We start from the raw sequence: 26,882 nt of genomic DNA, 5'->3' as shown, positions 1-26,882 counted from the left end.
GCCGCTTACTCCGCCGCCTGCCGCTGCGCCCGCGCAAGCCGCAGCAGCGCGTCGTCATCCACCGTCTGGATCGGCGTGAAATCGCGATGCGCGATGTACTCCGGCCGGGTTGGGGTGCGGATGTAGTTGGAAACCGCGTTGAGCGTAAGATAGACGATCTTGCGCGGATACGGCGTGATGTTGCCAGCCGAGCCGTGCACCAGGTTGCCGTGGAACATCAGCATGCCGCCGGCCTTGCCGGTCGGCGCGACAATGCCGCCTTCCTTCACCAGCCGCGTCACCGTGGCCTCGTCCAGCGTCCACAGCGGATACGATGTGGTTTCGAGGTCGTGCGAGGCCTTGAGGTCGCCGGCGGTCTGGCTCTTCGGCACCAGCATCAAGGGGCCGTTGATATGCATCACCTCGTCGAGGAACACCGCGATGTTCATCGCTTTGGGCTGCAGCATGCCGTCGTCGCGCTTCCAGGTGCCGTAGTCCTGGTGCCATTGCCAGACGTCGCCGGTGAAGGCGTGTTTGGCGTTGATCTTGTACTGGTGCATGTAGACTTTTTCGCCAAAGATCTGCTCGACCGGATCGATCATGCGCGGATGCGCGCCGAGCAGCCCGAACGCCTCGTTGTAGAGATGCGCGGCAAACGCGGTGCGCGGCGCGCCGCTCTTCTCGCGCCACACTTCGGGCCGGTCGGTGTCGTAGATGCTGACCGCCTCGCGCGCCAGCAGCGCGACCTCCTCGGGGCTGAACAGTTCAGGGAGAAACAGCCAGCCTTCGCGGTGGAAATCGTCGATCTGTTGCTGGGTGAGCTTCATGGGGTTTCCTCCTTTGGTTTTTTCGAATTGAAGTTCGTCATGGCCGGGCTTGACCCGGCCATCCACGTCTTCTTGGATCAAGAAAAGACGTGGATGCCCGGCACCAGGCCGGGCATGATGGTTGTCACGCCGCCTTGTCCGGCGTCTGCAGCCGTTCTTCCGTCATTCGTCCCGCGCTCTGCGCATGCGCGAGCGCAGAAGCCTCCGCGGCCCTGGCATTGCCCGACAGGATATGCGCGGCGATGGTTTCGTGTTCGTCCCAGGCAAGGTTGCGGTAATTCAGTTCGGCGAGCACGGTCGCCATCGACCGGCGCATATGCGGCCACTGCGGCGCGATCATTTCCTCGATCGCGGGATTGCCGGAAAGCCGATAGATCGCGCGGTGAAAATCCACGTCGAGCGCGATCAGCTGCGCCAGCGGCGTCGCACTGCCGGTGGCGCAGCCGGCGTGCAGCGCCGCCTCGAGATGCGCGCGCCCCGCAGCATCGGCCTTGACGCGCCGGGCGGCGAGCCTTGCTGCCAGCGCATCGATCGCGCCGCGCACCTCATAGAGCTGGCGGATGCGCAAGGGATCGAGCTGCGTGACCTCAAACCCCTTGCGGCCGCTCTCGGCGACCAGACCCTGCCGGTGCAGCAGATGCAGCGCGTGACTGACCGGTTGGCGCGACACGCCGAGCCTTTCGGCGAGTTCGTTCTGGCGGATACGGTGCCCCGGCGGCAGCGTGCGGTCGGTGATCCCTTCCAGAATGCGCCCATAGACCTGGTCGATCAGGTTGGGGAGGGGATCGAGAGGGATCATGCGCGGCGCCGGTTGGAATACGGAATTCCGAATTCAAAAGTTAACCCGAAGCGTGGGGCGCGGTCAACCCCAAATAGAGCAGCGAAATCCCGGTTCCGGTTCTGAACTGTTTCGCTGCATTAAGGCCTGCAGCTTACTCAAGCGGCCCGGCCAGTCACCGGCTCTATCTTCGCAAGGTCTTTGCCGATCTCACGTTCCGCGATCTGGACGTCGTAGTCGTTCTGCAGGTTGAGCCACATCGCCGTCGTCGTCCCGAAAGCCTTGGCGAGCCGGAGCGCGGTGTCCGCGGTCACGCCGGTTTCCTCGTTTGCAAGCCGCTCGATGCGCGTTCGGGGCACGCCGCAGGCCCTCGCAAGCGCGCCAGCCGACATTTCGAGCGGGACCAAAAATTCTTCCCGGAGAACTTCACCGGGGTGCATGGGCGCGAGCTGTTTTGTGAGTTTCCTGGCCATTTGCCGTTCCTGATCGTCGGAAGTCATTTCCATTCAATGATAGTCGGTGAACTCGACGTCTTTAGGCCCTTCGCTTGTCACTCGCTTGTCTTGTCTCTGCGTCCGGGGCACGGTGTGCGTGTAGTCCGATGAACTGTCACTTCTTCTTCCCCAATTCCACCAGCATCCGTGTCATCAGATAGAGTCGCGGAACGATCGAGCCGGTGTCGATGTATTCGTCGCGGGCGTGATAGCCGAATCCGGCAAGCCCAAAGCTTTCGACCACGACCGCCTTGCCGCTGCGGTTGGCGAAGCTGGCGTCGGTGGCGCCGCCGGTCATCTCGACGATATCGAGCGTGCGCCCGATCTCGGCATAGATCGCCTGTCCCTCACGCGCCAGCGCGCGGCCGGCCTCGCTGGCGACAAAGGGCGGCCGGCCCGGCTCGATCGTCACCGTGGTCTCGGTGTCGGGAACGAGTCTTGTCTTTACCTTCTCGTTCAGCGCGGCCTGCAGTTTTGCCAGGCCGCCGGGAATGGTGAGGCGGATGTCAGCGCCGGCGGCGGCCTTTTCCGGGATCTGGTTGCGCACGGTGCCGGCCTGCGCCGTGGTCCAGTTCAACTGCGTGCCGGGAATCGACTGGGCGATGTCGGCGGTCTGCATCAGCTGGTGCGCGAGTTCGATCAGCGCGTTGCGGCCGAGCTGCGGGGCCGCGCCGGCGTGCGAGGCGCGGCCCTTCACCTCCATGATCCCGGTCGCGGTGCCGCTGGCGCCAAGCAGCAGCGCATCGTTTCTCGCCGCAGGCGCAGCCGCGGTCGGCTCGCACGACAGCACCACATCGTGCTGATCGGCCAACTCGGCGATGATTTCGCCGGAGCCGATCGAGCCGACCTCTTCGTCGGGATTGAACGACACCGTCAGTTTTCCGTAATCGCGCCAGCCGGCGTCGCCCAGGATTTTCAACGCATGCAGGATCACCGCGAGACCGCCCTTGTCGTCGGCGATGCCGGGTCCGTAAATCCTGTTGCCGTCGACGCGATACGGCTGCGTCGCGAGCACGCCCTTCTGATAGACGGTGTCCATATGGCCGATCAGCATCAGCTTCCTGTTGCCGCTGCCCTCGAACGTGCCGATCACCATGTCGGCACCGGCGCCCTGCGTGGTCTTGCGCCGCTCGGTCTTGGCGCCCAGCGCCTTCAGCCGCGCTTCGGTGAAGTCGGCCATCTTTTTGAGGCCCTCGACGTCGCCGCTGCCGGATTCGATCAGCACCATGTCGCGCAGCGTGTCGATCAGCGCCGGCTGAGCCGCTTCCGCGGCGGCCTTGAGTTTTTCGTCCGGCGCGGCAAGCGCCGGCAAGGCGTACACGAATCCCAAGGTAACGGCGAGAAGGAATGATGAGGTTTTTTTCATTGCGATTTCCCAGTACCATTTTTCGGCATTGTAGCCCGGGTGGAGTGCAGCGTAATCCGGGATTAATAGTGCGGGACGGTCCTGCATTCCGCTGCGCTCCATACGGGCTACGGCTCCGCCAGACACTACAGCACGATCTCGCCGAACCTGTGCGGCGCCTGTTCGAACATCGGATGCGTGGTGTTGGGAATCATCGCGGTTTTCGAATTCGGCACATGCCGGCAGCGCAGGAAATCGCCGCTTCCACAAAAATGTGCAATCGGGGGTTGACATGTCCGGCATTTAGACTTAATTCCTTAATCAGGCTTTAGGTCCCACGGCAGTTCATGAATGCCGCGGGAGCGGAAGACCTGGTGGCCGGTGGAGCGCCGGGAGGCGCTGCGCCTAGCCTTGGGCGCGCGCGGTGCCTTGCCGCGCGAGGTGGGTACGTTAATCCCGCCTCTAAGGGTGCCCGTTGGTGCCCTGGCGCCTCCCGCCGCTCCACACCCTCGCTTGGATTTGCGAGGGACCGGCAAACCTCGGACGCACTGCGCCGCGAGAACGCGCAAGCTTGGCTGTTTGAAGCTGTAGATCAAAAATTTAACGCAAGACCTGCCGTCGTCGTCCCCGCGAAGCGGGGACCCATAACCCCTGGCGCCAGAGACAAAAGCGAATGATGCAACCGATTGGCTAAAACGAGACCACACGGAGTATGGGTTCCCGCATTCGCGACGAAACAACCGGAAACCGGGTGGAAAGCAAGAATCTCCAAGCCTATGTTTCACGCAGCGATCAAGTTGAAGCACATAACGTTGAAGACATGGAGCCAGCCATGACCCACCATTTTGCAATATTCGACACCGCGATCGGCCGCTGCGGCATCGCGTGGGGCGAGCACGGCATCAACGCGGTACAGCTGCCGATGTCCAGCGAGGACAAGACCCGCGCGCGGATCCGCCAGCGCTATGGCGACATCGCCGAAGCGCCTCCATCAGCCGAGGTGCAACGCGCGATCGATGGCATCGTCGCGTTGCTTGCAGGCAAGCCGAACGATCTGTCCGACGTCGTGCTCGATCTGGGCGGCGTTCCGGAATTCAATCGCGGCGTCTATGACATCGCGCGCAGGATTCCGCCGGGCAAGACGCTGACCTATGGCGACATCGCCAAGCAGCTCGGCGGCGTTGAACTTGCGCGCGACGTCGGCCAGGCGCTCGGGCGCAATCCGTGTCCGATCGTGGTGCCGTGCCACCGCGTGCTCGCCGCCGGCGGCAAGCCCGGCGGATTTTCCGCCAATGGCGGCGTCACCACCAAGCTGAAAATGCTCGCGATCGAGGGCGCGGTGGTGAACCATACGCCGAATCTGTTCGAGTAAAGTTCACGTCGGCGGCGGCAGCGAAATCTTCACCGAGGGCCGCGCCAGCATTTTTTCATGGAAGGCGTCGAGATTGGGATAGGCCTTGCGCCAGCCGCAATCGGCGAAGCGGAAATCGGCATAACCGAGCACGCAAACCAGGCCGATCTGCACGATATCGAGCGGCCGCGACAGCACGTCGGCCTGCTTGTCGAAGCGCGCCATGCCCTGCCAGGCGCGGTTCCAGTGATCGTCGGTCCACGCCTGCCACTGCAGCCCTTGCGGCCGCACCGCTTTTTCGTAGCGGCAGAGCAGCATCGAATCCAGCATGCCCTGCAGCAGGGAATGATCGCTTTTTACTTTCCACCGCGTCGGGCCGGACGCCGGAATCAGCTTTCCGCCGCCGGCAAGTTCATCGAGATATTCGGCGATGACATAGGAATCCAGGATGACGTCGCCGTTGTCGAGGATCAGCGCCGGCAGTTTTTTCAGCGGCGTAATGCGTGCATAGTCGTCGTTCGGCTGGCCGGGGGCGACCGTCGTCGGAAGGAATTCGATCTTGTCGATCAGCCCGAGTTCGATCGCGGCGATGCGCACCTTGCGGACAAACGGCGAGGACGGGGAAAAGATGAGCTTCATGGGAATGTCCTGTTAAAGTCGTTTCAATCGTTCACTACCGTCATCCTGAGGAGCCGCGCACTTGCGCGGCGTCTCGAAGGATCGCCGCGAGTCGTTTGTGGCCATCCTTCGAGGCTCGCCGTGAAACGGCGAGCACCTCAGGACGGTGGTGCGTGCGCCGCGCTCTCACGCCGCGACGATTTCCTGCCGCTGCTCGCCCAGTCCCTCGATGCCGAGCGTGACCACGTCGCCGACATTGAGGAAGGTCGGCGGCTTCATGCCGGTGCCGACGCCGGGCGGCGTTCCCGTGGTGACGATATCGCCCGGCAGCAGCGTCAGGAATTGCGAGACGTAGGAAATGCATTTCGCCATGGTGAAGATCATGGTCGCGGTCGAGCCGGTCTGGCGGCGCTGGCCGTTGACGTCCAGCCACATCGACAGCTTTTGCACATCCGGGATTTCGTCCTTGGTGACCAGCCACGGACCAACGGGGCCAAAGGTGTCGTGCGACTTGCCCTTGGTCCATTGCCCCAGACGTTCGATCTGGAAATTGCGCTCGGACACGTCGTTGCAGGCGCAATAGCCGGCAACGTGGTTGAGCGCGTCGGCCTCCGAGACATATTTTGCGCGGGTGCCGATGATGGCGGCGATCTCGACTTCCCAGTCGAGCTTGGTCGAGCCGCGCGGCTTCTCGATGTTATCGTTCGGGCCGCTGAGCGCAGTATTGGCCTTGAGGAAGAAGATCGGCTCGGTCGGAATCGCCGAGCCGGTTTCCTTGGCATGATCGACATAGTTGAGGCCGATGGCGACGAATTTCGAGATGCCGGTGACGGGCGGGCCAAGCCGCGGCTTGCCATCGACAGCGGGAAGTTTTGATGGTTCGAGGCCTGCAAGCTTGGTCAGCGACGCCGGCGAATAGGCCTCGCCATTGAGGTCCTTTATTTGCGCAGACAGATCGCGCAACTGGCCGGATTTGTCGATCAGTCCGGGCTTTTCCTGGCCGATCGCGCCGTATCGAACAAGCTTCATCTTGGATCACTCCCTGTACGGTTTGTTTGCTTGGGTGCTTCATGGAACAGAGCGCGGAGAAATTCAACTGCCCTGCGCTGCAGGGCTGCTAGGCAGCGACAAACTTGAAGGCGTCGCCGTCGCGCTTGATGTATCCGGCGTTGAAATGTCCGCCGATCGCCAGCGTTGGCGTGTCGGCGAAGCGTAGGAACAGTTCGCGCCGGGTGGCGGCGGACCGGATGGAATCGGAATCCGCGGTCGATGACCAGTCCAGATGCGCCATCTGGCAGGGATGATGGGCGACATCGCCGGTGAGCAGGCCCTGCTCGCCGTCCGATTTGATGTGAAGGCTCATGTGGCCCGGGCTGTGGCCGGGCGTCGGGATCAGGGCGATTTCATCGGTCAGACGATGATCGCTGGCTACGAGGTCGGCTTGCCCGGCGTCGACGACGGGTTTTACGGAGTCATTGAACACCGCGACCTTGTCGGCTTCCTCGCTAAAATCCCGCCAATGCTCGTATTCGATCCTGCCGAACACATAGCGCGCATTGGCGAAGGTCGGCACCCATTGGCCGCCGACCAGCCTGGTGTTCCAGCCGACATGGTCGACATGCAGATGCGTGCACAGCACGGTGTCGATGCTGTCGGGCGCAAAGCCTGCCTCGGTCAGGGTTTCGAGGAACCGGCCTTTCCGGTTATTCCAGGTCGGCACGTTACGGCCTTGCTTGTCGTTGCCGAGGCCGGTATCGACCACGATCCTGCGCGAGGGCGTTTCGAGCACCAGCGAATGGATCGACATTTTGAGCCGGCCCTCTTCGGTCGCGAAATGCGGGATCAGCCACGGTGATTTCCGGATTTCCTCGTTGCTGGCCAGCGGCAGGATGAAACGCGTGCTGCCGACCGTCTCAAGCTCTACGATCTTCGTGATCTTGACCTTGCCGACGCTCCAGTGCATCCGACGTTTCCTTAACTCGTTTCTTGCGTCGAAGATGCTGGTTTCCGAACGCCCGCGCAATGGATCATCGGAGCGTTCCGTGCGTTATCGGGGCTGCATACCAAGGAGCGCGCGATGCCAGAACTAGCGATTTCGGCCGAAAAGGTCGGGTTTTTGATCGAGAAGGCACGGGAGTTCGATGTCAAGGATGCGCCCACCGATCCGGATTCCGGCTCCAACGCCACCGATGACGGCATGATCGACGTGCTGGAAGACAACGGCAGCGATCCGGTGGTGCGCGAGATCACCGGCTTCATCAACGCGCTCACGGAAGACGAGCAGCTCGATCTGATCGCGCTGATGCGGCTTGGCCGCGGCGACGGCAGCATCGAGGAATGGACGGATCTTCGACGCGAGGCGGCCGATACCCGCGACCGGCACGTCGTGCGCACTCTGCTGGGCGAGCCGATGCTGGGCGATCTGCTGGCCGAAGGCCTCGGCGCCTTCGGCCGGAGCTGGGCCGACGAGCGGACCACGCCGGTGAGATAAAACCCGTAGCCCGGATGAAGCCACGGGCCGCGCGAACGCGCGCCCGCCGCGAAATCCGGGAGTCGGTGCGCCGGCGCCACCGGTGCTGGCGGGCTACACGCAGTTCGCTGACTACAGCGTGCCGGGGAACGCGCCGCCATCGAGCAGGATGTTCTGTCCGGTGATGAAGCCTGCTCTCGCGCCGCACAGGAACGCGCAGGCATATCCGAATTCTTCGGGGTCGCCGATGCGGCCGGCCGGATTGAGTTTTGCGCGGTCGGCCATCAACTGATCGATGGTAATACCGCGCTTTTCCGCCTCCATCTTCGCCACCGGTCCGCGCAGCCGCTCGGTGTCGAAAGGTCCGGGCAGCAGACCGTTGATGGTCACATTGGCGATCACGGTTTTGCGCGACAAGCCGGCGACGAAGCCGGTGAGGCCCGCGCGCGCGCCGTTGGATAATCCCAGCACCTCGATCGGCGCCTTCACCGCGGCCGACGTGATGTTGACGATGCGGCCGAACTTGCGCGACATCATGCCGTCGACCGTCGCCTTGATCAGTTCGATCGGGGTGAGCATGTTGGCGTCGATCGCCTTGATCCAGTCGTCGCGGGTCCAGTTGCGGAAATCGCCGGGCGGCGGCCCGCCCGCGTTGTTGACCAGAATATCCGGATCGGGACAGGCCTTTAGCGCGGCTTCGCGGCCCGCAGGCGTGGTGATGTCGCCGGCGACTTCGGTCACGGTGATGGCCGGATTGGCTTTGCGGATTTCCTCCGCGGCTTTGGCCAGCGCCTCAGTGCCGCGCGCGGTCATCGTGACGTGCACGCCTTCGGCGGCCAGCGCCGCGGCGCAGGCGCGCCCCAATCCCTTGCTGGAGGCGCACACCAAAGCGCGGCGGCCTTTGATCCCAAGATCCACTGTATTACTCCCGTTGTGTTGGATGATTTTTGAAGGTTCGATCCGTTACTGTAGCCCGGATGGAGCGCAGCGCAATCCGGGGTCACCCTTTCAATAGGCACGCCGTCCCGGATTGCGCTACGCTCCATCCGGGCTACTAATTCGCGCGCATCTCCGCCTTGATCATGTCGGCGGCCTTTTCGCCGATCATGATGGTGGGCGCATTGGTGTTGCCCCCGATCAGGGTCGGCATGATAGACGCGTCGACGACGCGCAATCCTTCAAGCCCGTACACCTTCAGCTTGGGATCGACCACAGCCATGGGATCGTTGACGCCCATCTTGCAGGTGCCGACCGGGTGGTACACGGTGTCGACGCGGGCGCGCAGGATGCCGCGGATATCGTCGTCGGTGCGGACATCTGCCGTAAACATTGCCTTTTTCTGCAGTGCTTTCAGCGCGGGCGCCTGCATCAGCCGCTGCGTGGTCTTGTAGCCCGCGACCATCGATTCCAGATCGTCCGGATTGCCGAAGAAATTCGGATCGATCACGGGCGGCTGTGTCGGGTTGGAGTCGTGCAGCGAGACACTGCCGCGGCTCTTCGGCCGCAGCAGGCAGACGTGGCAGGAGAAGCCGCTGCCCCAGTGGCGCTTGCGGCCGTGGTCGTCGACCATGGCCATGCCGAAATGCAGCTGGATGTCCGGCAGGTCAAGGTCCGGCCGGGTCTTCAGGAAGCCGCCGCATTCGGCGAAGTTGGACGTCATCGGCCCGCGGCGTTCGCGCCGGTACTGTGCGATGGCGCGAAATATCCGCGGCAGGCCGCGCAATGAAACGCCGGTAAAGTGCGGGCTGTCGGACGTGTAGCCGAAGATGAAATCCGGATGGTCCTGCAGGTTTTGCCCGACGCCGGGCAGATGATGCGCCGTTGCGATGCCGTGTCTTGCCAGCAGCATGCCGTCGCCGACGCCGGAGAGCATCAGCAGATGCGGCGTCTGAAACGCCCCGGATGCGATGATCACCTCGCGGCGCGCGCGCAGCCGGCGAAGCTCCTTGCCCTGACGGTATTCGACGCCGACGGCGCGCTTGCCTTCGAACAGGATGCGCGTCGCCTGCGCATGGGTCTCGACGCGCAGATTGGCGCGCGTTGCCATATGCGGATGGACGTAGCCGCGCGCGGCGCTCCAGCGTTCGCCGTTCTTCTGCGTCACCTGATAGATCCCGAGACCCTCCTGCTCCTCGGCGTTGAAATCTTCGCGGATGCGGAATTGCGCCTCCCGCGCCGCCTGCAGAAAGCTTTGCTGCACCGGATTGTCGGATCGCAACTTGTTGACGGCAAGCGGGCCGCCCTTGCCGTGATATTCGCCGTCAAAGTCGGCATTGTCTTCCGAACGCTTGAAGTAGGGCAGCACGTCGGCATACGACCAGCCGCTGTTGCCGAGCGAGGCCCATTGGTCGTAATCGTTTCTGTGGCCGCGAATATAGACCATCGCGTTGATGGCGGACGAGCCGCCGAGCCCCTTGCCGCGCGGCTGATAGCCGATCCGGCCGTTGAGGCCGGCCTGCGGCACCGTCTCGAGAGCCCAGTTATTGACCTTCCCGGCGACCATCAGCACCAGCGCGCCCGGCGTGGTGACGACCCAATTGTCGTTCCTGCCGCCGGCTTCCAGCAGCGCCACGGAGCTCCGCGAATCCTCGGAGAGACGGCCCGCCACCGCGCAGCCTCCGGAGCCGCCGCCAACCACGATGAAATCCAATAGCTCGGTCACAGTTCGTCCCCCCGAATTCCGCCCCTTCGGCGCATTGGTCGCATGCCTGATCGACTTGAAAATATTACGACATGAACCGCAGCAGCTTTTGCAGCCGCGCGATCCTGGCGCCGTAGGGCGGATAAAGATCGGCCAACCGGTTGAACGGCGAGCGGTAGAACACCGGCTTCAATTTACTTAAGGCTCGAAAACCCCATTCGCCGTGATAGGCGCCGCTGCCGGAAGCGCCGACGCCGCCCATCGGCTGATTGATCTGGGTGAAGTGGAACAGGCAATCGTTGACGGTGACGCCGCCCGAGATCGTACGTGACAACACATCGTCGCGCGCCGCGGCATCCCTGCCGAACCAGTACAGCGCCAGCGGCCGGTCGCGCTTGTTGATGTAGGAAACCGGCTCCGCGGCGTCCTTGGTGGCGACGATCGGCAGCACCGGCCCAAAGATTTCTTCCTGCATGATCGTCATGCCCGGCGTTGCGCCGACAACGATGGTTGGCGGAAATTTGCGTTTCGATTTCCAGGCGGGGTGGTCGGGCCTTGCGGGCTGCAACACCCGCGCGCCCTTTGCGGCGGCATCGGCGACCAGGCCTTCGAGCCGCGCATAATGCCGCTCGGAGACGATCGACGTATAGTCGCCGTTATCGGGATCGATGCCGTACATGCGCCGCATGTGGTTCTGCAGCCTGTCGGCAAAATCCTGCACCAAAGCCTCGGGGACCAGCGCATAGTCAGGCGCGATGCAGGTCTGGCCGGCGTTGAGCAGCTTGCCATAGGCGATACGTTCGGCCGCCTCGTCGAGATTGGCGGAGCGGTCGACGATGGCGGGCGATTTGCCGCCGAGTTCGAGCGTCACCGGGGTCAGGTTGCGGCCGGCGGCCTCCGCGACCAGGCGGCCGACCCGGGTCGAGCCGGTGAACATCAGATGGTCGAACGGCAACGCGGCGAAAGCCTGCGAAAGCTCATCGTCGATATCCGTCACCATCATCTCGGTGGCGTCGAATTTGGTGCCGACCACCTGCTGCAGCAGCGCGGCAAACCGGGGCACCAACTCGCTCGGCTTGATCATCACCCGGTTGCCCGCGGCAAGCGCGGCCACCGCCGGCGCCAGCGTCAGCTGCAACGGATAATTCCACGGCGCGATGATGCCGACGACGCCGACCGGCTGCGGCATCAGCCGGTTTTTCGCCGGCAGGAACTGCAGCGCGGTCGAAATCCGCTGCGGCGCCATCCAGGCCTTGAGGTGTTTTACGGCATGTTTGATCTCGCCGAGCACCAGCAGGGTTTCGGCGATCGCGGTCTCGGTGGCGCAGCGATGGCCGAAATCCGCGGAAATAGCCTGACTGAAGCCGGCCTCGTTGTCCGAAATCGCCGCGCGCAGCCGCCCCAGCCGATCGAGGCGTTCCTTGAGCGTCGGCGCCGGCATGGTGCGGGACAGCTCGATCATGCGATGAAAGGCCTGCTCCAGGGCATGGCGCCCGGAGCTTTTCAGAGACTGGTCCATGGTGTTCCCCGCTTCTCGTGATCCGAGGCTGGGCTTTTGCGGACTTTCTGGCAAGAGCGGGCCATGCGGCGGCAGTTTCGGGCGATAATGCGCCTCCGGCCGTCATAAAATCCTGAAAAGATGGCCCGCGGCCCTTTCCAAACCGGGCCTGCGTTGGTACATACCCCTCGCACCCAGGGCCTTGCCCGGGTTGCCTTCTCAGGAAGCCTCCGAACCGGATTGATCGGCGCCCTCGGGCGTTGGCCAGATTCGTTTCGGGTTCGTTTTTTGAAGGCGCGCAATGGTTTATCGCGGGGTGGAGCAGCCCGGTAGCTCGTCAGGCTCATAACCTGAAGGTCATAGGTTCAAATCCTATCCCCGCAACCAAGATTTGATAGCGATATCAGTGAGATGGCCCGCCGATGGCGGGCTTTTTCATGTATTGCAGCCCATTTCCAAGTGTTACCGCTTATTCCTCAATAATGTCAATTTGATCAATGGGTTGCGACTTGTTCGTACAACTGCGTGCCGCCCATTCCAATTTTCTACATGGCACATGATTGGCACATGATCCGCGATATAACGGTCGTTGCGGCCAGCCGATTTTTCTAGCGCTGGTTCGGCTCCTACAAATGCGCTATCTAAGAGCTATTCCCTGACGACCGGTCCTTTCTGGCGACTGCGCGTCCCGTATGCCGGCCGTGAACAATGGAGACAGCCCCGAATAATCCTCTTCACTCGCGCGGCGCTGAATGGCGAAAATGGGACCTGCACGTCCACAGCCCCGTCTCGCACAATTTCAAAGGCGACTGGCCGAGCTTTATTATTCAGCTCGGTAATTCCGATTGCGCCGTCATTGGCATCAACGACTATTTTTCGGTCGACGGTTACAAGCAACTACGGGCGAAGCTCGCCGACCCGCATGAAGGGGTCGATGGTAACGAAGCCTACCGTGACGCCTTGGCAAAGCTGAAAACGAAGAAACTATTGCCGATATTAGAATGCCGCATGACGAACGTCGTTCTAGGCAAAAGCAACACCAGTGGATCGCGCATCAATTTCCACATCATCTTCAGCGACGAAGTCAAACCAGACGATATCGAAACATTCATTCGAGGCTTGAAGGTCAAGCAGCAGTCGATTGGAAGCCGCTACAACGATGCAAAATTTTTGCTGGAGGAAGTGGCTGTAGACTTTAACGCCGTGCTCGACCATCTGCGTGGCGATGATACCTTCAAAGACAAGTTTGTCGTTTGGATTCCTTACGACGAGTATGGTGGCATCGATCCGATTGATCCCAAGACCAGCAAGCTTTTCAAAGAAGGACTGGTCAAGAGCTGCGATGTGCTTGGCTCGGGTGACCGCAAGCAAGCGGACTTTTTCCTGTGGAAGGACGAAAAATTTTCGCAGGACGACTACAAGCAATGGTTTGGGAAACGAAAGCCCTGCATCAAAGGCAGCGACTCACATAACGCAAACGATGAAATTGGCCGGCTAAAGGACCACCAATCAAAGCCCACCGACCGGTATTGTTGGATCAAAGCCGATCCTACTTTCATGGGGTTGCGGCAGATCATCCATGAGCCGGAAGACCGAGTCTTCATTGGTGCGTTGCCTCCGAAATTAGAGCGGGTACGGAACAACAAGACCTGCTTTATTTCCAGAATAAAAATCGGAAAGGTAGGCGGTGCTCATATTAGCGACACTTGGTTCGACTGCGATATCGCGCTGAATCATGACATGGTTGCAATCATAGGCAACAAGGGAAGTGGTAAGAGCGCATTAGCAGACATCATAGCGCTGAGTGGCGAAACGACACGCTACGAGGACTTTTCATTTCTCGACAAAAAGAAATTTCGCGAGAAGAAGCTGGCGGCAAACTTTGAGGTGGAGGGCACTTGGGAAGATGGGACAAAGACGGCCCACAATCTTCAAGAAGATCCTGACACGAATCGTCCCGAGACAATCAAGTATATTCCGCAAACATATTTAGAAAGCGTCTGCACTGAGACTTCCGTCGACGAAGGAAGCGCATTTCAGCATGAACTTCGCAAGGTCATCTTCTCTCATATCACCGACGCGCAGCGCTTGAACAAGGATACCCTTGAAGAGCTAATCGCGTACAAGACCGAAGAAATCAACTCAGAGCTGGGACGACACAAGCAAGAGCTCAGTCAGGTAAACATCGATATTGCCAATTTGCAGCAGAAGGCAACGCCTGATTTTCGCAAGCAACTCGAAGAGGCACTGAACGAAAAGAAAAAAGAGCTGCAGGCGCATGAAACAAGCAAACCGCAAGATGTGCCAAAGCCTGAAAACCTCACGCCAGAGCAGAAAGAGGCTTACGGCAAGATCGAAACGCAGCTAGCTGATCAGGCTGGGCAATTGCAAGCGATCCAAGAGCAGATTGGCGCTGCGCGCCAGGCACAGAAACAGCTTATTGAAAAGGCCGCCGTTGTCGCCAAGCTGGAGAGCAAGCTTACGAACCTTGAGAACGATGTGAAGGCGCAGCTCCAGCAAAGCGCATCTCAATTTGCTGCCGTGGAACTCGACGTTTCGAAAATCGTATCGTTCGCCGTGGATCGTGCACCACTGCTATTGCGAAAGGGTGAAATTCTCGCGGCCAAAGCTAAGGTGGATTTAACGCTTTCCAACGATGCAGCCGAGGGCTTGCCTCCCAAGCAAGCGGCCATTGTAGAAAAGAGCGCGGCGCTCAAGAACCAACTCGATGCACCGAGCAAGCGTTATCAGACTTACCTTCAGCAGACGCGCGCATGGGAAAACCGGAAGAAGGAGATTGAGGGCGCCGCTGATAGTGCAGGATCGCTTCGCAACTTAGAGGCGCAGCTTGCATACCTGAAGGACGATCTGCCTAAGGAGATCGACGCTGCTAGAGCTGATCGTCGGGCCGTCGCAGACCGTATCCACAAGTGTATCGCCTCGATCCGCGACGTGTATGCCGAGCTGTTCTCGCCTGTGCAGAAGCTCATTCAGGAGAGCATTGTAATCAAGGAGGGTTTCAAGCTCAGTTTTGTTAGCTCTATCGTTCAGCGCGGTTTCGGCAGCGACTTCTTCGATCAGTACATCAGCCAAGGCGTGAACGGCTCGTTCTGCGGGAAAGAAGCAGGAGAGCAACGGCTTGCCGAGCTGCTGGACGAATGTGATTTCAATGATCCTACTCAGGCCATCGCCTTTGTTCAGTCTGTCGAAGATAATCTAATGACCGATTTCCGTTCCTCAAAGAAGCCCGCGATGCTTGTTGGTGATCAGTTGAGGAAACGCGCTTCTGTGTCCGGCCTTTACGACTTCCTGTGGTCATTCGGCTACCTGATCCCCGAATACTCTATGAAGCTTGATGGTAAAGACCTGACCCAATTGTCTCCCGGAGAGCGAGGCGCGTTGCTATTAGTCTTCTACCTACTTGTCGACAAAAGCGACCGGCCGATCATTGTTGATCAGCCAGAAGAAAATCTCGACAACCAGACAGTCTACCATCTGCTCATCCCTGTAATACGGACGGTGAAGAAGCGAAGGCAGATCATTATGGTCACTCACAACCCGAATATCGCCGTGGTGTGTGATGCGGAGCAGATCATCCATTCGTCCATTGATCGTGCGAAGGGAAATCGGATCACGTACACTTGCGGGTCCATTGAGAACTCGGTCATCAATAAGCACGTACTTGATGTGTTAGAAGGAACGCGGCCTGCTTTCGACAATCGAGATGCGAAGTATCAGGCTGAGTCCGTCTAGAGCTGCGCTGTCCCGCATTGGTTCGTCAGATCAGCGGCAATTCCTGGCGTTTAGCTTCAGCATCTCAATATGCAGGTCCGGTACATGCATATCGCGCGGATTAGTCATCGGCTGTCTTGGTTCGCCGCTTCGGCCCGCTTCGCCCGTCTTTGATTCGTGCAACGGCCGCAGACCAGCGGGAAATCGATCCGACGGCCATGCCCATGATCTTGAAGACTCAGGAAAGCGTTGAGGCGATGCCCGATGCGCTCGCCTTACAGCGACGTTGACCCGACGGTATACTGAAAATCGTCGTGACCGGCGAAAAAGAAGACGGTGCTGCGGTCGCTTGAGCGGGCTAGCTATTTGTAGTGAGTGTCTGTTGTTTCGAATTAATCAGTATAATCAATAAATTATCGTCCTAATAACGTGGCTTCGAGCACACAAGCAGAGAGAGTGTACGGCCATTGGACGAATGGGCCCGCTATTGCATAGTACAAAGATGGCACAGCCAAATCAGAACCCCGAACAAAAGGCCCGCGACAAAATCGATGCCATGCTCATCGAAGCAGGCTGGAGAGTTCAGGGTAACAAGAACGTCGACTTCAACGCCGGGCTCGGAGTTGCAATCCGGGAGTTCCAGACCGATATCGGTCCAGCGGACTACGCCTTGTTCGTCGATCGCAAGGCCGTTGGGATCATCGAAGCCAAGCCGGAAGACTGGGGCCATAAGATCACGACGGTTGAGGAACAATCCGCCAACTATGCCAGCGCGCAACTCAAGTGGGTCAAGAACAAGGAGCCACTTCCCTTCATTTACGAAAGCACGGGGGTCGTTACTCGGTTCACTGATGGACGCGACCCCAAGCCGCGGTCGCGTGAGGTTTTTACGTTTCATCGCCCGGAAACAATCCAGGAGTGGATCACGCAACCGTTCTCGCTGAGGGCACGCTTGCAGCAGATTCCGGCACTCAATCCGCAAGGTCTGCGCGACTGCCAGATTTCAGCAATTCAAAACCTCGAAAAGTCTTTCAAGGAGGACCGTCCACGCGCCTTGATCCAAATGGCGACAGGATCGGGCAAGACGTTCACCGCCATTACATCGATTTACCGCCTGCTCAAGTTCGCCAACGCCAAACGCGTCCTATTCCTGGTCGACACCAAGAACCTAGGGGAACAGGCCGAGCAGGAATTCATGTCGTACTTGCCCAACGACGACAACCGCAAGTTCACCGAGCTTTACAACGTCCAGCGCCTCAAATCGTCGTTCCTCGCCAAGGACAGTCAAGTATGCATCAGCACCATTCAACGGATGTATTCGCTGCTGAAGGACCAGCCGCTTGATGAAGCGACCGAAGAAATTAATCCTGCCGAACTGGTAACGATGCGCCAACCCATCCCGGTGGTCTACAACGAAAAGATCCCGCCTGAATTTTTTGACTTCATCTTCATCGATGAGTGTCACCGCTCGATCTATAACCTGTGGCGTCAGGTGCTGGAGTATTACGATGGCCATCTTATCGGTCTCACCGCCACGCCGGACAATCGCACTTATGGCTTTTTCCGAAAGAATGTTGTCAGCGAGTATAGCCACGAGAAGGCGGTCGCCGACGGCGTCAACGTCGGGAACGAAGTGTACGTCATCGAGACCGAGCGCACCAAGCAAGGCGCTACACTGAAGGCTAAGCAGCAGATCGAAAAACGGGAGCGCTTGAGCCGGCGAAGGCGTTGGGAGACGCAGGATGAAGAAGAAGCCTATTCGGCCACTCAGCTTGATCGTGACGTTGTTAATCCCGATCAAATCCGCACCATCCTACGAACGTTCCGGGATAAGCTTCCCGAAATCTTTCCCGGCAGGCAAGAAGCGCCAAAGACACTTATTTTCGCGAAGACTGACAGCCATGCAGACGACATCATCCAGATCGCCCGCGAAGAATTCGGGCAGGGCAACGAATTTTGCAAGAAGGTGACCTACCAGTCGACCGAAGATCCCAAATCGGTACTGGCGCAGTTTCGAAATGACTATAATCCACGCATCGCTGTTACCGTCGATATGATCGCTACCGGTACAGACGTAAAACCGCTCGAATGTTTGCTCTTTATGAGGGACGTCAAGAGCCGCAATTACTTCGAGCAGATGAAGGGTCGTGGCACCCGGACACTCGACTACGATGATCTCAAGAAGGTGACGCCCTCAGCGGCGACCGCAAAGACCCACTACGTCATTGTTGACGCCATCGGCGTCACCAAATCGCTTAAGACAGCGAGCGAGCCGCTGATCACCAAGCCCACGGTCCCGCTGAAGGACCTCGCTATGGGCGTAATGATGGGAGCGAGGGACGAAGACACGGTCAGCTCCCTCGCGGGCCGGTTGGCGCGGCTGAACAAGCTTCTCGATGACAAGGACCAAGCCCAGATCAAGGAGAAGTCGGGAGGGGTCGGGCTCGCCGACATCGTCGGCGGGCTTTTGGCCGCGCTTGATCCCGACCGCATCGACACCAAGGCGCGAGAACTGGGAAAACTGCCTGCTTCTGCCGACCCAGATGAAAAAGCCCGGAACACAGCGCGCGAGCAGCTGGTAGGCGCCGCCTCGAGCATGCTCAATGGTGACCTTGTCAATCTCCTGGAATCGATCCGCCGTGATAAAGAGCAGGTCATCGACCACGAAAACCTCGATACGGTCTTGCGTGCAGAGTGGGAAGGAAACGCGGCCGAGAACGCCACAAAAGTGAGCCAGGAATTTAGCGCGTACTTGGAAGCGAACCGCGACGAAATTGAAGCACTCACAATCTTTTATAACCAGCCCCAACGTCGCTCCGAACTGACCTATGACATGATCCGCCAAGTATTCGATCGGCTGAAGCTCGATAAGCCACGCCTCGCACCCTTGCGCGTCTGGCACGCCTACGCCGTTCTGGATGAATACAAAGGCAGCCAGCCGAGCAGCGAACTGACTGCACTTGTTGCGCTGATACGCCGCGCGTGTGGCATCGATGCGAAGGTGTCGCCGTTCTCTGAGACGGTTCGTCGCAATTTCCAGAATTGGATCATGGCTAAGCACAGCGGCGGCGGCGAGAAATTTGATGAACAACAGGTGGAGTGGTTGCGAATGATTCGTGACCACATCGTCAATTCGTTCCATCTTGACCAAGATGATCTTGACATGGCTCCGTTCGACGCGAAGGGCGGTCTCGGAAAGATGTACCAGCTCTTTGGAAAGAAGATGGACAACGTGATCCGAGAACTAAATGAGGCGTTGGCAGCATGAGCCCTACGAGAGCAACCCCGCTGCCGTCCGGATGGACGTCGTGTAGCATTGGAGATATCACGCTTCCCGTTGATAAAATTGACGCGCGCGATGCGCCCGATAGGCAGATACACTACATCGACATTTCTGGTATCGATAATGAGCGAAACGTCATTGCCAATACCAAGCACCTTCGGCTTGGTGATGCGCCGTCGCGGGCTCGGCAGATCGTGAAAGCAGGGGACGTTTTATTTGCTACAGTGCGCCCATATTTGCGCAACATAGCCTCAGTTCCAACAAGTCTCGACAATGAGATCGCTTCAACCGGATTTTCGGTCTTAAGACCTTCAGAAGCAGTCGATCCGCGACTTCTCTACTATCATTCCATCTCTCGCCAGTTTGTAAATGCTCTGTCCGGTGCTCAGTACGGCGTGAGCTATCCGGCCGTTAACGACGACCAAGTGAAGTCCCAGGAATTCAAGCTTCCTCCAATCCAGGAGCAGTTGCGGATTTCTGCCAAAATCGAAGAGCTGTTTTCGGAGCTCGATTATGGAATTGGCAGTTTAGAGACCGCTCTGCAGAAACTTTCGGCTTACAGACAGTCTTTGCTAACGAGCGCTTTTGACGGCCGATTAACGGCTGAGTGGCGAGCCTGTAACCCGGCGGCCGCTGAGAGCCGAGAGGTTATTTCGTCGCGAATACAAGAGCAGCGCAATTCGCACTATCAATCGATGTTAGAAAAAGGCCAAAAACTTCGAGTGCCGAAAACTCTTGCGCCCCTCAGTCTATCCGCTTTGGCAGAGTTGCCAGCGGTGCCCGCCTGCTGGATATGGGGTAAGCTTGGCTGGATGACGTGCGGCGTTGAGTACGGTACGGCAGCTAAGTCCGCCGGGGCTGGCTCAGTGCCAGTGTTGAGAATGGGAAACATACAGGGCGGGAAACTTGACTGGTCTGATTTGGTTTACACATCCGATAAGGCCGAAATTGCTAAATATCGCTTGACCGAGGGGGACGTCCTATTCAACCGCACGAATAGCCCAGAGTTAGTTGGAAAAACCGCGGTATATCGCGGTGAGCGTCCCGCTCTGTTTGCTGGATATCTTATCCGTGTCAATCAAATCGCGACTGTTGTTGACAGCCAATATCTCAACTTGTTTCTCAACTCGCCCATCGCTCGCCGTCACGGAAATCGAGTTAAGACGGATGGCGTAAATCAGTCTAATATCAACGGCGACAAGTTAATGAATTTTCCGTTCCCCTATTGTCCAATCGAAGAGCAGCGAGAGATAGTTAGAATTCTTGACGAACGACTAACCTCAATCGATCGCACCGAGCTCGCTCTTAATCAAGAAATTAGTAGAGCGGAGGCGCTTCGACAGAGCGTTCTCAACCAAGCTTTTTGCGGGAGATTGGTAGCGCAAGAGTCAGAGGATGAGCCGGCGGAGATTCTTCTACGTCGCTCGACACTCGAAAAAGAAGGCGCAGACGTCGCAAAGAAGAAAAACAATCGGAGGAAAGCTGCGTGAATACTGCCTCAATCATATCAAAAGTCTGGAGTTTTTGTACGACGTTGCGCGACGACGGTGTGAGCTATGGTGATTATCTGGAGCAACTGACCTATCTCATTTTTCTTAAGATGGCTGATGAATATGCCAAGCCGCCCTACAGCCGCAACGTCGACGTTCCGAACAAGTACAATTGGCAAAGTCTGAAATCGAAGCGGGGCGCGGAGCTTGAAGTTCACTACGTCACGCTATTGCGAGAGCTTGGATCGCATAAGGGCATGCTCGGCCAGATTTTTACTAAAGCCCAGAATAAGGTTCAGGACCCCGCAAAGCTCTATCGCCTCATTGATATGATAGATGAGACTGAATGGGTGACGATGGGCGCCGATGTTAAAGGCGACATCTACGAGGGACTGCTCGAGAAAAACGCAGAGGACACCAAATCGGGAGCAGGCCAGTATTTTACGCCTCGGGCCCTAATTCGCGTCATGGTGGAATGCGTTCGTCCCGAGCCCGGCAAGTCCATCGCTGACCCAGCCTGCGGAACCGGTGGTTTCTTTCTCGCATCCTATGATTTCATCAGCGCTCCCGAAAACTATCAGCTGGATAAAAAGCAAAAGGCGTTCCTGAAGAACAGCACGTTTCAAGGTAACGAGATCGTCGCCAACACGAGGCGCCTATGCCTCATGAATATGTTTTTGCACAATATCGGAGAGATCGACGGTGAGGGCGCCGTTTCCCCCAATGATGCGTTGGTCGCTCCGTCCGGCAAAAGCGTCGACTACGTTCTCGCCAATCCCCCGTTTGGCAAGAAAAGCAGCATGAGTTTTACAAACGAGGAAGGCGAGCAGGAAACGGATGACCTCACCTATAACCGTCAAGATTTTTGGGCCACGACATCGAATAAACAACTGAATTTTGTTCAGCATATCCGCACGATGCTGAAGACGACAGGTTGTGCGGCGGTTGTCGTTCCCGACAATGTTTTATTCGAGGGAGGTGCCGGTGAAACCGTTAGACGCAAGTTACTGCAAAACACCGATCTCCACACGATCCTACGGCTTCCCACGGGCATCTTTTACGCAAACGGCGTGAAAGCAAATGTCATTTTCTTTGACAACAAGGAAGCCAGTCCGAAGCCCTGGACCAAAGAAGTCTGGTACTATGATTATCGGACAAACGTGCATCACACGCTGAAGAAGAAGACGATGCGCTTCGACGATTTGGCGGAATTTATCGAATGCTACAATCCATTTAACCGTCACAAGCGCAAAGAGACTTGGCATGCGACAAAAAACCCTGAAGGGCGTTGGCGAAAATACAACTACGACGAACTAACGACGAGAGACAAGACAAGCCTCGATTTGTTCTGGCTAAAAGATAAGAGCCTCACCGATCTCGATAACCTTCCTGAGCCTGACATTTTGGCAGAGGAAATCATCGACAATTTGGAGGCTGGACTGGCTAGCTTCCGGGAGGTGTTGGGCGCACTTCGGAAGGCTTCCTGACTTGAATAGCCGGTCGAGCCGACGTCGTGCTCGCTGGGTGCAAGCATTTATCGGAAGTTCCTAGACTTCATGTTTAGTGTATCGATATGCAGGTCGGGTTCGTACATATCCTTGGGCTTGATGATCTGTGGCTTGGGGTCGCGGCTATCCGGCCCGCTACCGCCGCCCTTGGCTTCGTCACGGCGTCCGGCTGGAAGTGGAAACGGTGCTTCAAGTCTCGCCACGGCCTTTAGGTCATATGTCAGATCGGCGACCTCTTCGACGATTAGGTGGATGACATCGCTTGCATGCTGTACACGACCGCGCACTCCAAACATGCTGCCACTAAGGATCGTGCGCCGGAATTTGGCGAAGATCGATGGCCAAACGATCAGATTGGCATTTGCGGTTTCGTCTTCCAGCGTGATGAACATGACGCCCTTCGCCGAACCCGGCATTTGTCGCACCAAGACAACGCCGGCAATGGCAAGGCGGCTGCCATTCCGTGCCGTGCGCAAATCGATACAAGGCGCGTAGTCCTTTTGAGCCAGCCGCTGTCTTAGGAAATGCGCCGGATGCCCGCGCAAGCTTAGCCCGAGCGCACGATAATCCTCGACTACTTCGCGGCCTTGCGTCATCGGCGCAAGCGTAATCGCCGGCTCGACAGCCTCGGAGCGAAGCATTCCAACGCGGTCATCGGCTGCGGCAAAGAGCGGAAGCGCTTCATCACGCAGCGCCTTGATAGCCCAATTGGCGTCGCGGCGGGATAGGCCAAGGCCGGCAAAACCGTCAGCGGCGGCAATATGTTTCAAGGTTGCGACCGGAACGGCCGCGCGCCGCCAGACTTCTTCAATCGTGGTGAACTTGTCGGACAGCCGTGTCGCGGCTATCCGGCCGAAGGTGCGCCGATCGACCAACTTCTCGGCGTCCTTCTGATTCAAGCTGCGCACCATACAGAAGCCGAGGCGCACGGCGTGGTAAGCGCCGGTCGTCGGTTCCAGCGAGCAGTCCCATTCCGACCGGTTGATATCGACCGGGCGCACCTCCACGCCATGCTCACGCGCATCGCGCACGAGCTGCGCTGGCGCATAGAAGCCCATCGGCTGGGCATTGAGTATGGCGGCGAGAAAGACATCAGGATGATGGCACTTCATCCAGCTTGAGGCGTAGGCGATCAGCGCGAAGCTGGCGGCATGGGATTCCGGAAAGCCATAGCTGCCGAAGCCCTCCAGCTGGCGGAAGGTACGCTCGGCGAATTCTTGCGTGTAGCCATTGTCGAGCATGCCTTTGATGAGCTTGTCCTGAAACTTGTTGACGCCACCTGAGAACTTGAACGTAGCCATGGCCCGGCGAAGCTGATCGGCCTCGGTCGGCGAGAAGCCGGCTGCCACCATGGCAACCTGCATCGCCTGTTCCTGAAACAGCGGCACGCCGAGGGTCTTGCCGAGAACCTTTTCGACCGCCGCCGTCGGGTAGTAAACCGCTTCCTTGCCCTCGCGGCGGCGGATATAGGGATGCACCATGTCGCCCTGGATCGGGCCGGGCCGCACGATCGCGACCTCGATTACGAGATCATAGAAGGTCTTCGGCTTGAGACGCGGCAGCATCGACATCTGGGCGCGGGATTCAATCTGAAACGTGCCCATGGTGTCGGCCTTCTGGATCATCCCATAGGTGGCCGGGTCCTCTGCCGGGATAGTCGCAAGATCAAGGCGCTGGCCTTTTGCCTTGTCGAGAAGGTCGAACGAACGCCGCATGCAGCCCAGCATTCCAAGCCCGAGCACATCCACTTTCATGAATTTGAGCGCGTCGATATCCTCCTTGTCCCATTCGATCACCTGGCGGTTTTCCATCGCGGCAGGCTCAATCGGCACCATTTCATCGAGACGGTCTAGTGTGAGGACGAAGCCACCCGGATGCTGCGAGAGATGACGCGGCGTGTTGATAAGCTGACGCGCGAGTTCAAAGGTCAGCTTGAGGCGGCGGTCTTCGAGATTGAGGTTGAGTTCTTTTGCCTCACGCTCGGAAACCCCTTCCTCGCTCCAGCCCCAGATCAGCCGGGCGAGCGAGCCGGTGACATCTTCCGGAAGGCCGAGCGCCTTCCCCACTTCGCGCACCGCGCCGCGGGCGCGGTAGCGCGAGACGACCGCCGTCAGCGCCGAGCGCGTCCGTCCATAGGTCTCGTAAATCCACTGGATGACTTCCTCACGCCGCTCATGCTCGAAATCGACATCGATATCCGGCGGCTCGCGGCGTTCCTCGCTGATGAAGCGCTCGAACAGGAGGCCTTGCCGTACCGGGTCGATCGCGGTGACGCCGAGCACGTAACAGACCGCGGAATTGGCGGCCGAGCCGCGGCCCTGGCAGAGAATACCTTTGGAACGCGCGAAGCGGACGATGGATTCCACGGTGAGAAAATAGGGTGCATAGTCCAGCCGTTCGATCAGATTGAGCTCGTGACGGATTTGCGTGGCGACGGCATCGGGCAGGGCGTTTGGATAGCGTCGTCCCGCTCCTTCCCAGCACAGCTTTTCCAGCCGCTCTTGCGCGGTGAGCCCGTCCTGCAGGATTTCTGTTGGATAGCTGTAGGTCAGCTCATCCAGCGAAAACCGGCAGCGGTTGGCAATCTCCAGCGTGCGGCGCACGGCGGGTGCGTATCGCGGAAACAGCCGCGCCATTTCCTGCGGGGTTTTGAGAAAGCGGTCCGCATGCCGCTCCTTCTGAAACCCGGCATGGTCGATCGTGGTGTGCAGTCGGATGCAGGTGACCACATCTTGCAACATCCGCCGGGTTTCACAGTGGTACAGCACGTCATTGACGGTGACGGTTGCCACCTTGGCCCGCCATGCGGCCGCATCGATGACGTCGAGACGCTGCGCTTCGTTCGGGAGGAAGCGCCGGGCGAGCGAGCAATAGGCACGGTCGCCGAAAATCGCCTTCAAGCGGCGCAACTCGCTTTCAAGATCGGCGTTCACCTCATCCGAGATTAGGATGGCAATCAGCCCTTCGTTCCATTCCTTCACGTCCGGCCAGCCGAGGCTGCACTTGCCTTTGCCGGCGCGCGCTTTTCCTAGGGTCAAGAGACGACACAGTCGGCCATAAGCAGCGCGGTCGGTCGGATAGACCAGCAAGGAGGTGCCGCATTGCAGATCAAGGCGGCAGCCGACGATGAGCCGCACGCCGGTCACCTTGGCGGCCTCATGCGCCCGCACCACGCCGGCCAGCGAATGACGATCGACAATGCCGAGCGCGGTGATGCCGAGCAGGGCGGCGGCCGAGAACAGCTCCTCCGGCGAGGAGGCGCCGCGCAGAAACGAAAAATGCGTCGTGACCTGGAGTTCGGCGTAGCTCATGCTTCCCCCACGCCGTGCAGCCACCATTTACCGCCATCACCCGCCGCCCCGTCCCGGAATAGCCAGTAGCGCGCGCCATCTGAGGTTTCGACGCGGTAGTAATCGCGGACAAGGTTGATCTCGGCATCGCTACGCCACCATTCGCCATGAATGCGTTCCGGGCCGTCCGCCTTCGTCACGCGGTATTGCTGGCGGCGCCAGACAAAGAGACGCGGCGGATGATCGGGCAGCGCCGCTATCGCATCGATCGGCTCCGGATGAACGAACAGCCGCGCAGGGCGCGGCAAATGCTTCGGCCAGTCGAGACCTTGCGCAGGATGCAGGGCAGGCACCTTGCGCACCGAGCGCTCGGGCAGTTCGCTTTGCACCGGAGCGAGGCGGAAGACGCTTTTTTCCCCGAGGCGCACGCCAAGTGTATCCACGAGTTGCGTGACATCAACCTCATTGCCGTCCAGCGCGACGTGCCGGCCGATGGTCTGGCGTTCTGTGATGGCTTCAATCCATGAGGCGGTAAGCGTCGCAGCTTCTATGCCGAAGCCGGGGTCCACCAGCACCAGCCGCTCCTCCAGAAGCTTCGCGAGATGCACCGGCTCCCGGTAGGGACGCGAGAGCCCGACGCGCACGGCTTGCGCCAGATTGTCGACCCGCATGAAGACGAGATCGAGACGTCGCGCGCCCACCCCGCGCCTTTCCAGCTCGGGGCAGAGCAATTCCGTCAAGCGTGCAATGACGCGTTTCAGATCTTCCGCATCGGCGAGCGGCTCGGCAAAACGCAGTTCCTTGCTTGGCACCTCCGGCGGGATCAGCGAGGTCAAGGCTTCCTGCACGCTGCCGAGTGCCTGATCGAAGCGCAGCAGCACTTCGCCGCCGAAACGCAAATGCAGGCTGGCGCGGGGCTTGCTCGCAATCTGTGCCACCCGCTCGATCCCGACTTCATGCAGTGAGGCGATGGTTTCGGGCGTGAGGCGCAGCGCCGCGACGGGAAGGCTGGCGATTGCTTCGGAAGCCCGTCCCGGCGAGACGATCTTGACATTGCTGTAGCGCGCCATCGCCCAGGCACAGCCCGGCGTATCCGCGATAGCCGCCTTGGCGGCGAAGCCGTCGCGCGATAGCCGCTCAAGCACATCGTCGAGCAGGGCGGCCTCACCATGAAACAGATGCGCCGAGCCCGCGACATCGATGAACACCCCGTCCGGAGGATTGGGCGTCACCAGCGGCGAGTAGCGCACGCACCACAGGCCCAAGCGATGCAGTGCCGCCTCATCCGCTTCCGGCGTCGCATCCATGACGACGAGACTGGGGATGAGCGATTGCGCATGCGTCACGGTCATGCCGCGGCTGAGCCCAAGGCGTTCCGCTGTTTCATCGACGCTTGAGAGAACGCGCCGCTGGCCTTGCGCCGCAACGGTTACAAGCGGCTTATCCCGTCCGGACAAGTCGGGGTTCTTCCGCCGCAGCCGGTCGGTCGGCCAGCGCGGCAGGAAGAGCGAGACGACCCTGCGCATCGCAAGCCTCCACTATCCAGCTATGGGGTTCGCCGCCTTTGACGCGCAGCAA

Annotated in this window: 18 protein-coding genes and 1 tRNA gene; 7 read left to right on the top strand and 12 right to left on the bottom strand. The window is 59.3% G+C overall.

The window, feature by feature from the left end; genetic code table 11:
• Positions 1 to 5 precede the first annotated feature (5 nt).
• From VGP39_RS01560 to VGP39_RS01545, 4 genes are all read right to left on the bottom strand, one after another.
• Positions 6 to 806, bottom strand: a complete 801-nt coding sequence (locus VGP39_RS01560) for a phytanoyl-CoA dioxygenase family protein (RefSeq protein WP_327566347.1) — start codon at positions 804 to 806, stop codon at positions 6 to 8.
• 124 nt (positions 807 to 930) lie between these two features.
• The gene (locus VGP39_RS01555; RefSeq protein ID WP_327566346.1) at positions 931 to 1,605 is read right to left on the bottom strand and encodes a GntR family transcriptional regulator; all 675 of its coding nucleotides are present in this window, start codon (positions 1,603 to 1,605) and stop codon (positions 931 to 933) included.
• 137 nt (positions 1,606 to 1,742) lie between these two features.
• Positions 1,743 to 2,057: a HigA family addiction module antitoxin gene (locus VGP39_RS01550; protein WP_327566345.1), complete on the bottom strand. Its 315-nt coding sequence runs from the start codon at positions 2,055 to 2,057 to the stop codon at positions 1,743 to 1,745.
• 136 nt (positions 2,058 to 2,193) lie between these two features.
• Positions 2,194 to 3,444, bottom strand: coding sequence for a M20/M25/M40 family metallo-hydrolase (locus VGP39_RS01545; RefSeq protein ID WP_327566344.1), 1,251 nt, complete (start codon positions 3,442 to 3,444; stop codon positions 2,194 to 2,196).
• 811 nt (positions 3,445 to 4,255) lie between these two features.
• Here VGP39_RS01545 and VGP39_RS01535 point away from each other — a divergent pair.
• Positions 4,256 to 4,795, top strand: a complete 540-nt coding sequence (locus tag VGP39_RS01535; protein WP_327566343.1) for a methylated-DNA--[protein]-cysteine S-methyltransferase — start codon at positions 4,256 to 4,258, stop codon at positions 4,793 to 4,795.
• Positions 4,796 to 4,798: 3 nt separating this feature from the next.
• Here VGP39_RS01535 and VGP39_RS01530 read toward each other — a convergent pair whose 3' ends face one another.
• The 3 genes from VGP39_RS01530 to VGP39_RS01520 all read right to left on the bottom strand — a co-directional run bounded on the left by VGP39_RS01530 (position 4,799) and on the right by VGP39_RS01520 (position 7,355).
• Positions 4,799 to 5,413: a glutathione S-transferase family protein gene (locus tag VGP39_RS01530; RefSeq protein WP_327566342.1), complete on the bottom strand. Its 615-nt coding sequence runs from the start codon at positions 5,411 to 5,413 to the stop codon at positions 4,799 to 4,801.
• Between the two features lie 165 nt (positions 5,414 to 5,578).
• Positions 5,579 to 6,421, bottom strand: a complete 843-nt coding sequence (locus VGP39_RS01525) for a fumarylacetoacetate hydrolase family protein (protein WP_327566341.1) — start codon at positions 6,419 to 6,421, stop codon at positions 5,579 to 5,581.
• An 88-nt stretch (positions 6,422 to 6,509) separates the two neighbouring features.
• The gene (locus VGP39_RS01520; protein ID WP_327566340.1) at positions 6,510 to 7,355 is read right to left on the bottom strand and encodes an MBL fold metallo-hydrolase; all 846 of its coding nucleotides are present in this window, start codon (positions 7,353 to 7,355) and stop codon (positions 6,510 to 6,512) included.
• A 114-nt stretch (positions 7,356 to 7,469) separates the two neighbouring features.
• Between VGP39_RS01520 and VGP39_RS01515 the strand changes: the two genes are divergently transcribed.
• Positions 7,470 to 7,883 (top strand): DUF3775 domain-containing protein, encoded by a 414-nt coding sequence (locus tag VGP39_RS01515; protein ID WP_327566339.1) that lies wholly within the window; start codon positions 7,470 to 7,472, stop codon positions 7,881 to 7,883.
• A gap of 111 nt (positions 7,884 to 7,994) precedes the next feature.
• On the opposite strand, the gene VGP39_RS01510 is transcribed toward VGP39_RS01515, so the two are convergent.
• The 3 genes from VGP39_RS01510 to VGP39_RS01500 form a co-directional block, all read right to left on the bottom strand.
• On the bottom strand, positions 7,995 to 8,780 hold the full coding sequence (locus tag VGP39_RS01510) for an SDR family oxidoreductase (RefSeq protein ID WP_327566338.1): 786 nt from the start codon (positions 8,778 to 8,780) through the stop codon (positions 7,995 to 7,997).
• A 136-nt stretch (positions 8,781 to 8,916) separates the two neighbouring features.
• Entirely contained in the window at positions 8,917 to 10,524 is a 1,608-nt protein-coding gene (locus VGP39_RS01505; RefSeq protein WP_327566337.1) for a GMC family oxidoreductase, read from the bottom strand.
• Positions 10,525 to 10,588: 64 nt separating this feature from the next.
• A complete protein-coding gene (locus VGP39_RS01500; protein WP_327566336.1) occupies positions 10,589 to 12,022 on the bottom strand; it encodes an aldehyde dehydrogenase family protein in 1,434 nt (477 codons plus the stop codon).
• Between the two features lie 289 nt (positions 12,023 to 12,311).
• Between VGP39_RS01500 and VGP39_RS01495 the strand changes: the two genes are divergently transcribed.
• From VGP39_RS01495 to VGP39_RS01475, 5 genes are all read left to right on the top strand, one after another.
• Positions 12,312 to 12,388: transfer RNA gene (locus tag VGP39_RS01495), tRNA-Met, on the top strand.
• 321 nt (positions 12,389 to 12,709) lie between these two features.
• A complete protein-coding gene (locus VGP39_RS01490) occupies positions 12,710 to 15,754 on the top strand; it encodes a TrlF family AAA-like ATPase (protein WP_327566335.1) in 3,045 nt (1,014 codons plus the stop codon).
• 481 nt (positions 15,755 to 16,235) lie between these two features.
• Positions 16,236 to 19,001 (top strand): DEAD/DEAH box helicase family protein, encoded by a 2,766-nt coding sequence (locus VGP39_RS01485; protein WP_327566334.1) that lies wholly within the window; start codon positions 16,236 to 16,238, stop codon positions 18,999 to 19,001.
• The gene (locus VGP39_RS01480) at positions 18,998 to 20,506 is read left to right on the top strand and encodes a restriction endonuclease subunit S (RefSeq protein ID WP_327566333.1); all 1,509 of its coding nucleotides are present in this window, start codon (positions 18,998 to 19,000) and stop codon (positions 20,504 to 20,506) included. The genes VGP39_RS01485 and VGP39_RS01480 overlap by 4 nt, the downstream gene beginning before the upstream one ends.
• On the top strand, positions 20,503 to 21,993 hold the full coding sequence (locus tag VGP39_RS01475) for a class I SAM-dependent DNA methyltransferase (protein WP_327566332.1): 1,491 nt from the start codon (positions 20,503 to 20,505) through the stop codon (positions 21,991 to 21,993). Before VGP39_RS01480 ends, VGP39_RS01475 begins: the two co-directional genes overlap by 4 nt.
• Positions 21,994 to 22,040: 47 nt before the next feature.
• Here the strand turns inward: VGP39_RS01475 and VGP39_RS01470 are convergent, their stop codons facing one another.
• Entirely contained in the window at positions 22,041 to 25,325 is a 3,285-nt protein-coding gene (locus VGP39_RS01470; protein ID WP_327566331.1) for an error-prone DNA polymerase, read from the bottom strand.
• The gene (locus VGP39_RS01465; RefSeq protein ID WP_414644541.1) at positions 25,322 to 26,830 is read right to left on the bottom strand and encodes a DUF6504 family protein; all 1,509 of its coding nucleotides are present in this window, start codon (positions 26,828 to 26,830) and stop codon (positions 25,322 to 25,324) included. Before VGP39_RS01465 ends, VGP39_RS01470 begins: the two co-directional genes overlap by 4 nt.
• Positions 26,831 to 26,882 lie beyond the last annotated feature (52 nt).

Origin of the sequence: Bradyrhizobium sp., from assembly GCF_036009065.1 — a bacterium.
Classification (GTDB): domain Bacteria; phylum Pseudomonadota; class Alphaproteobacteria; order Rhizobiales; family Xanthobacteraceae; genus Bradyrhizobium.
Note: the sequence above shows the minus strand (reverse complement) of the source record. Positions and strands in the feature narration are given on the sequence as shown.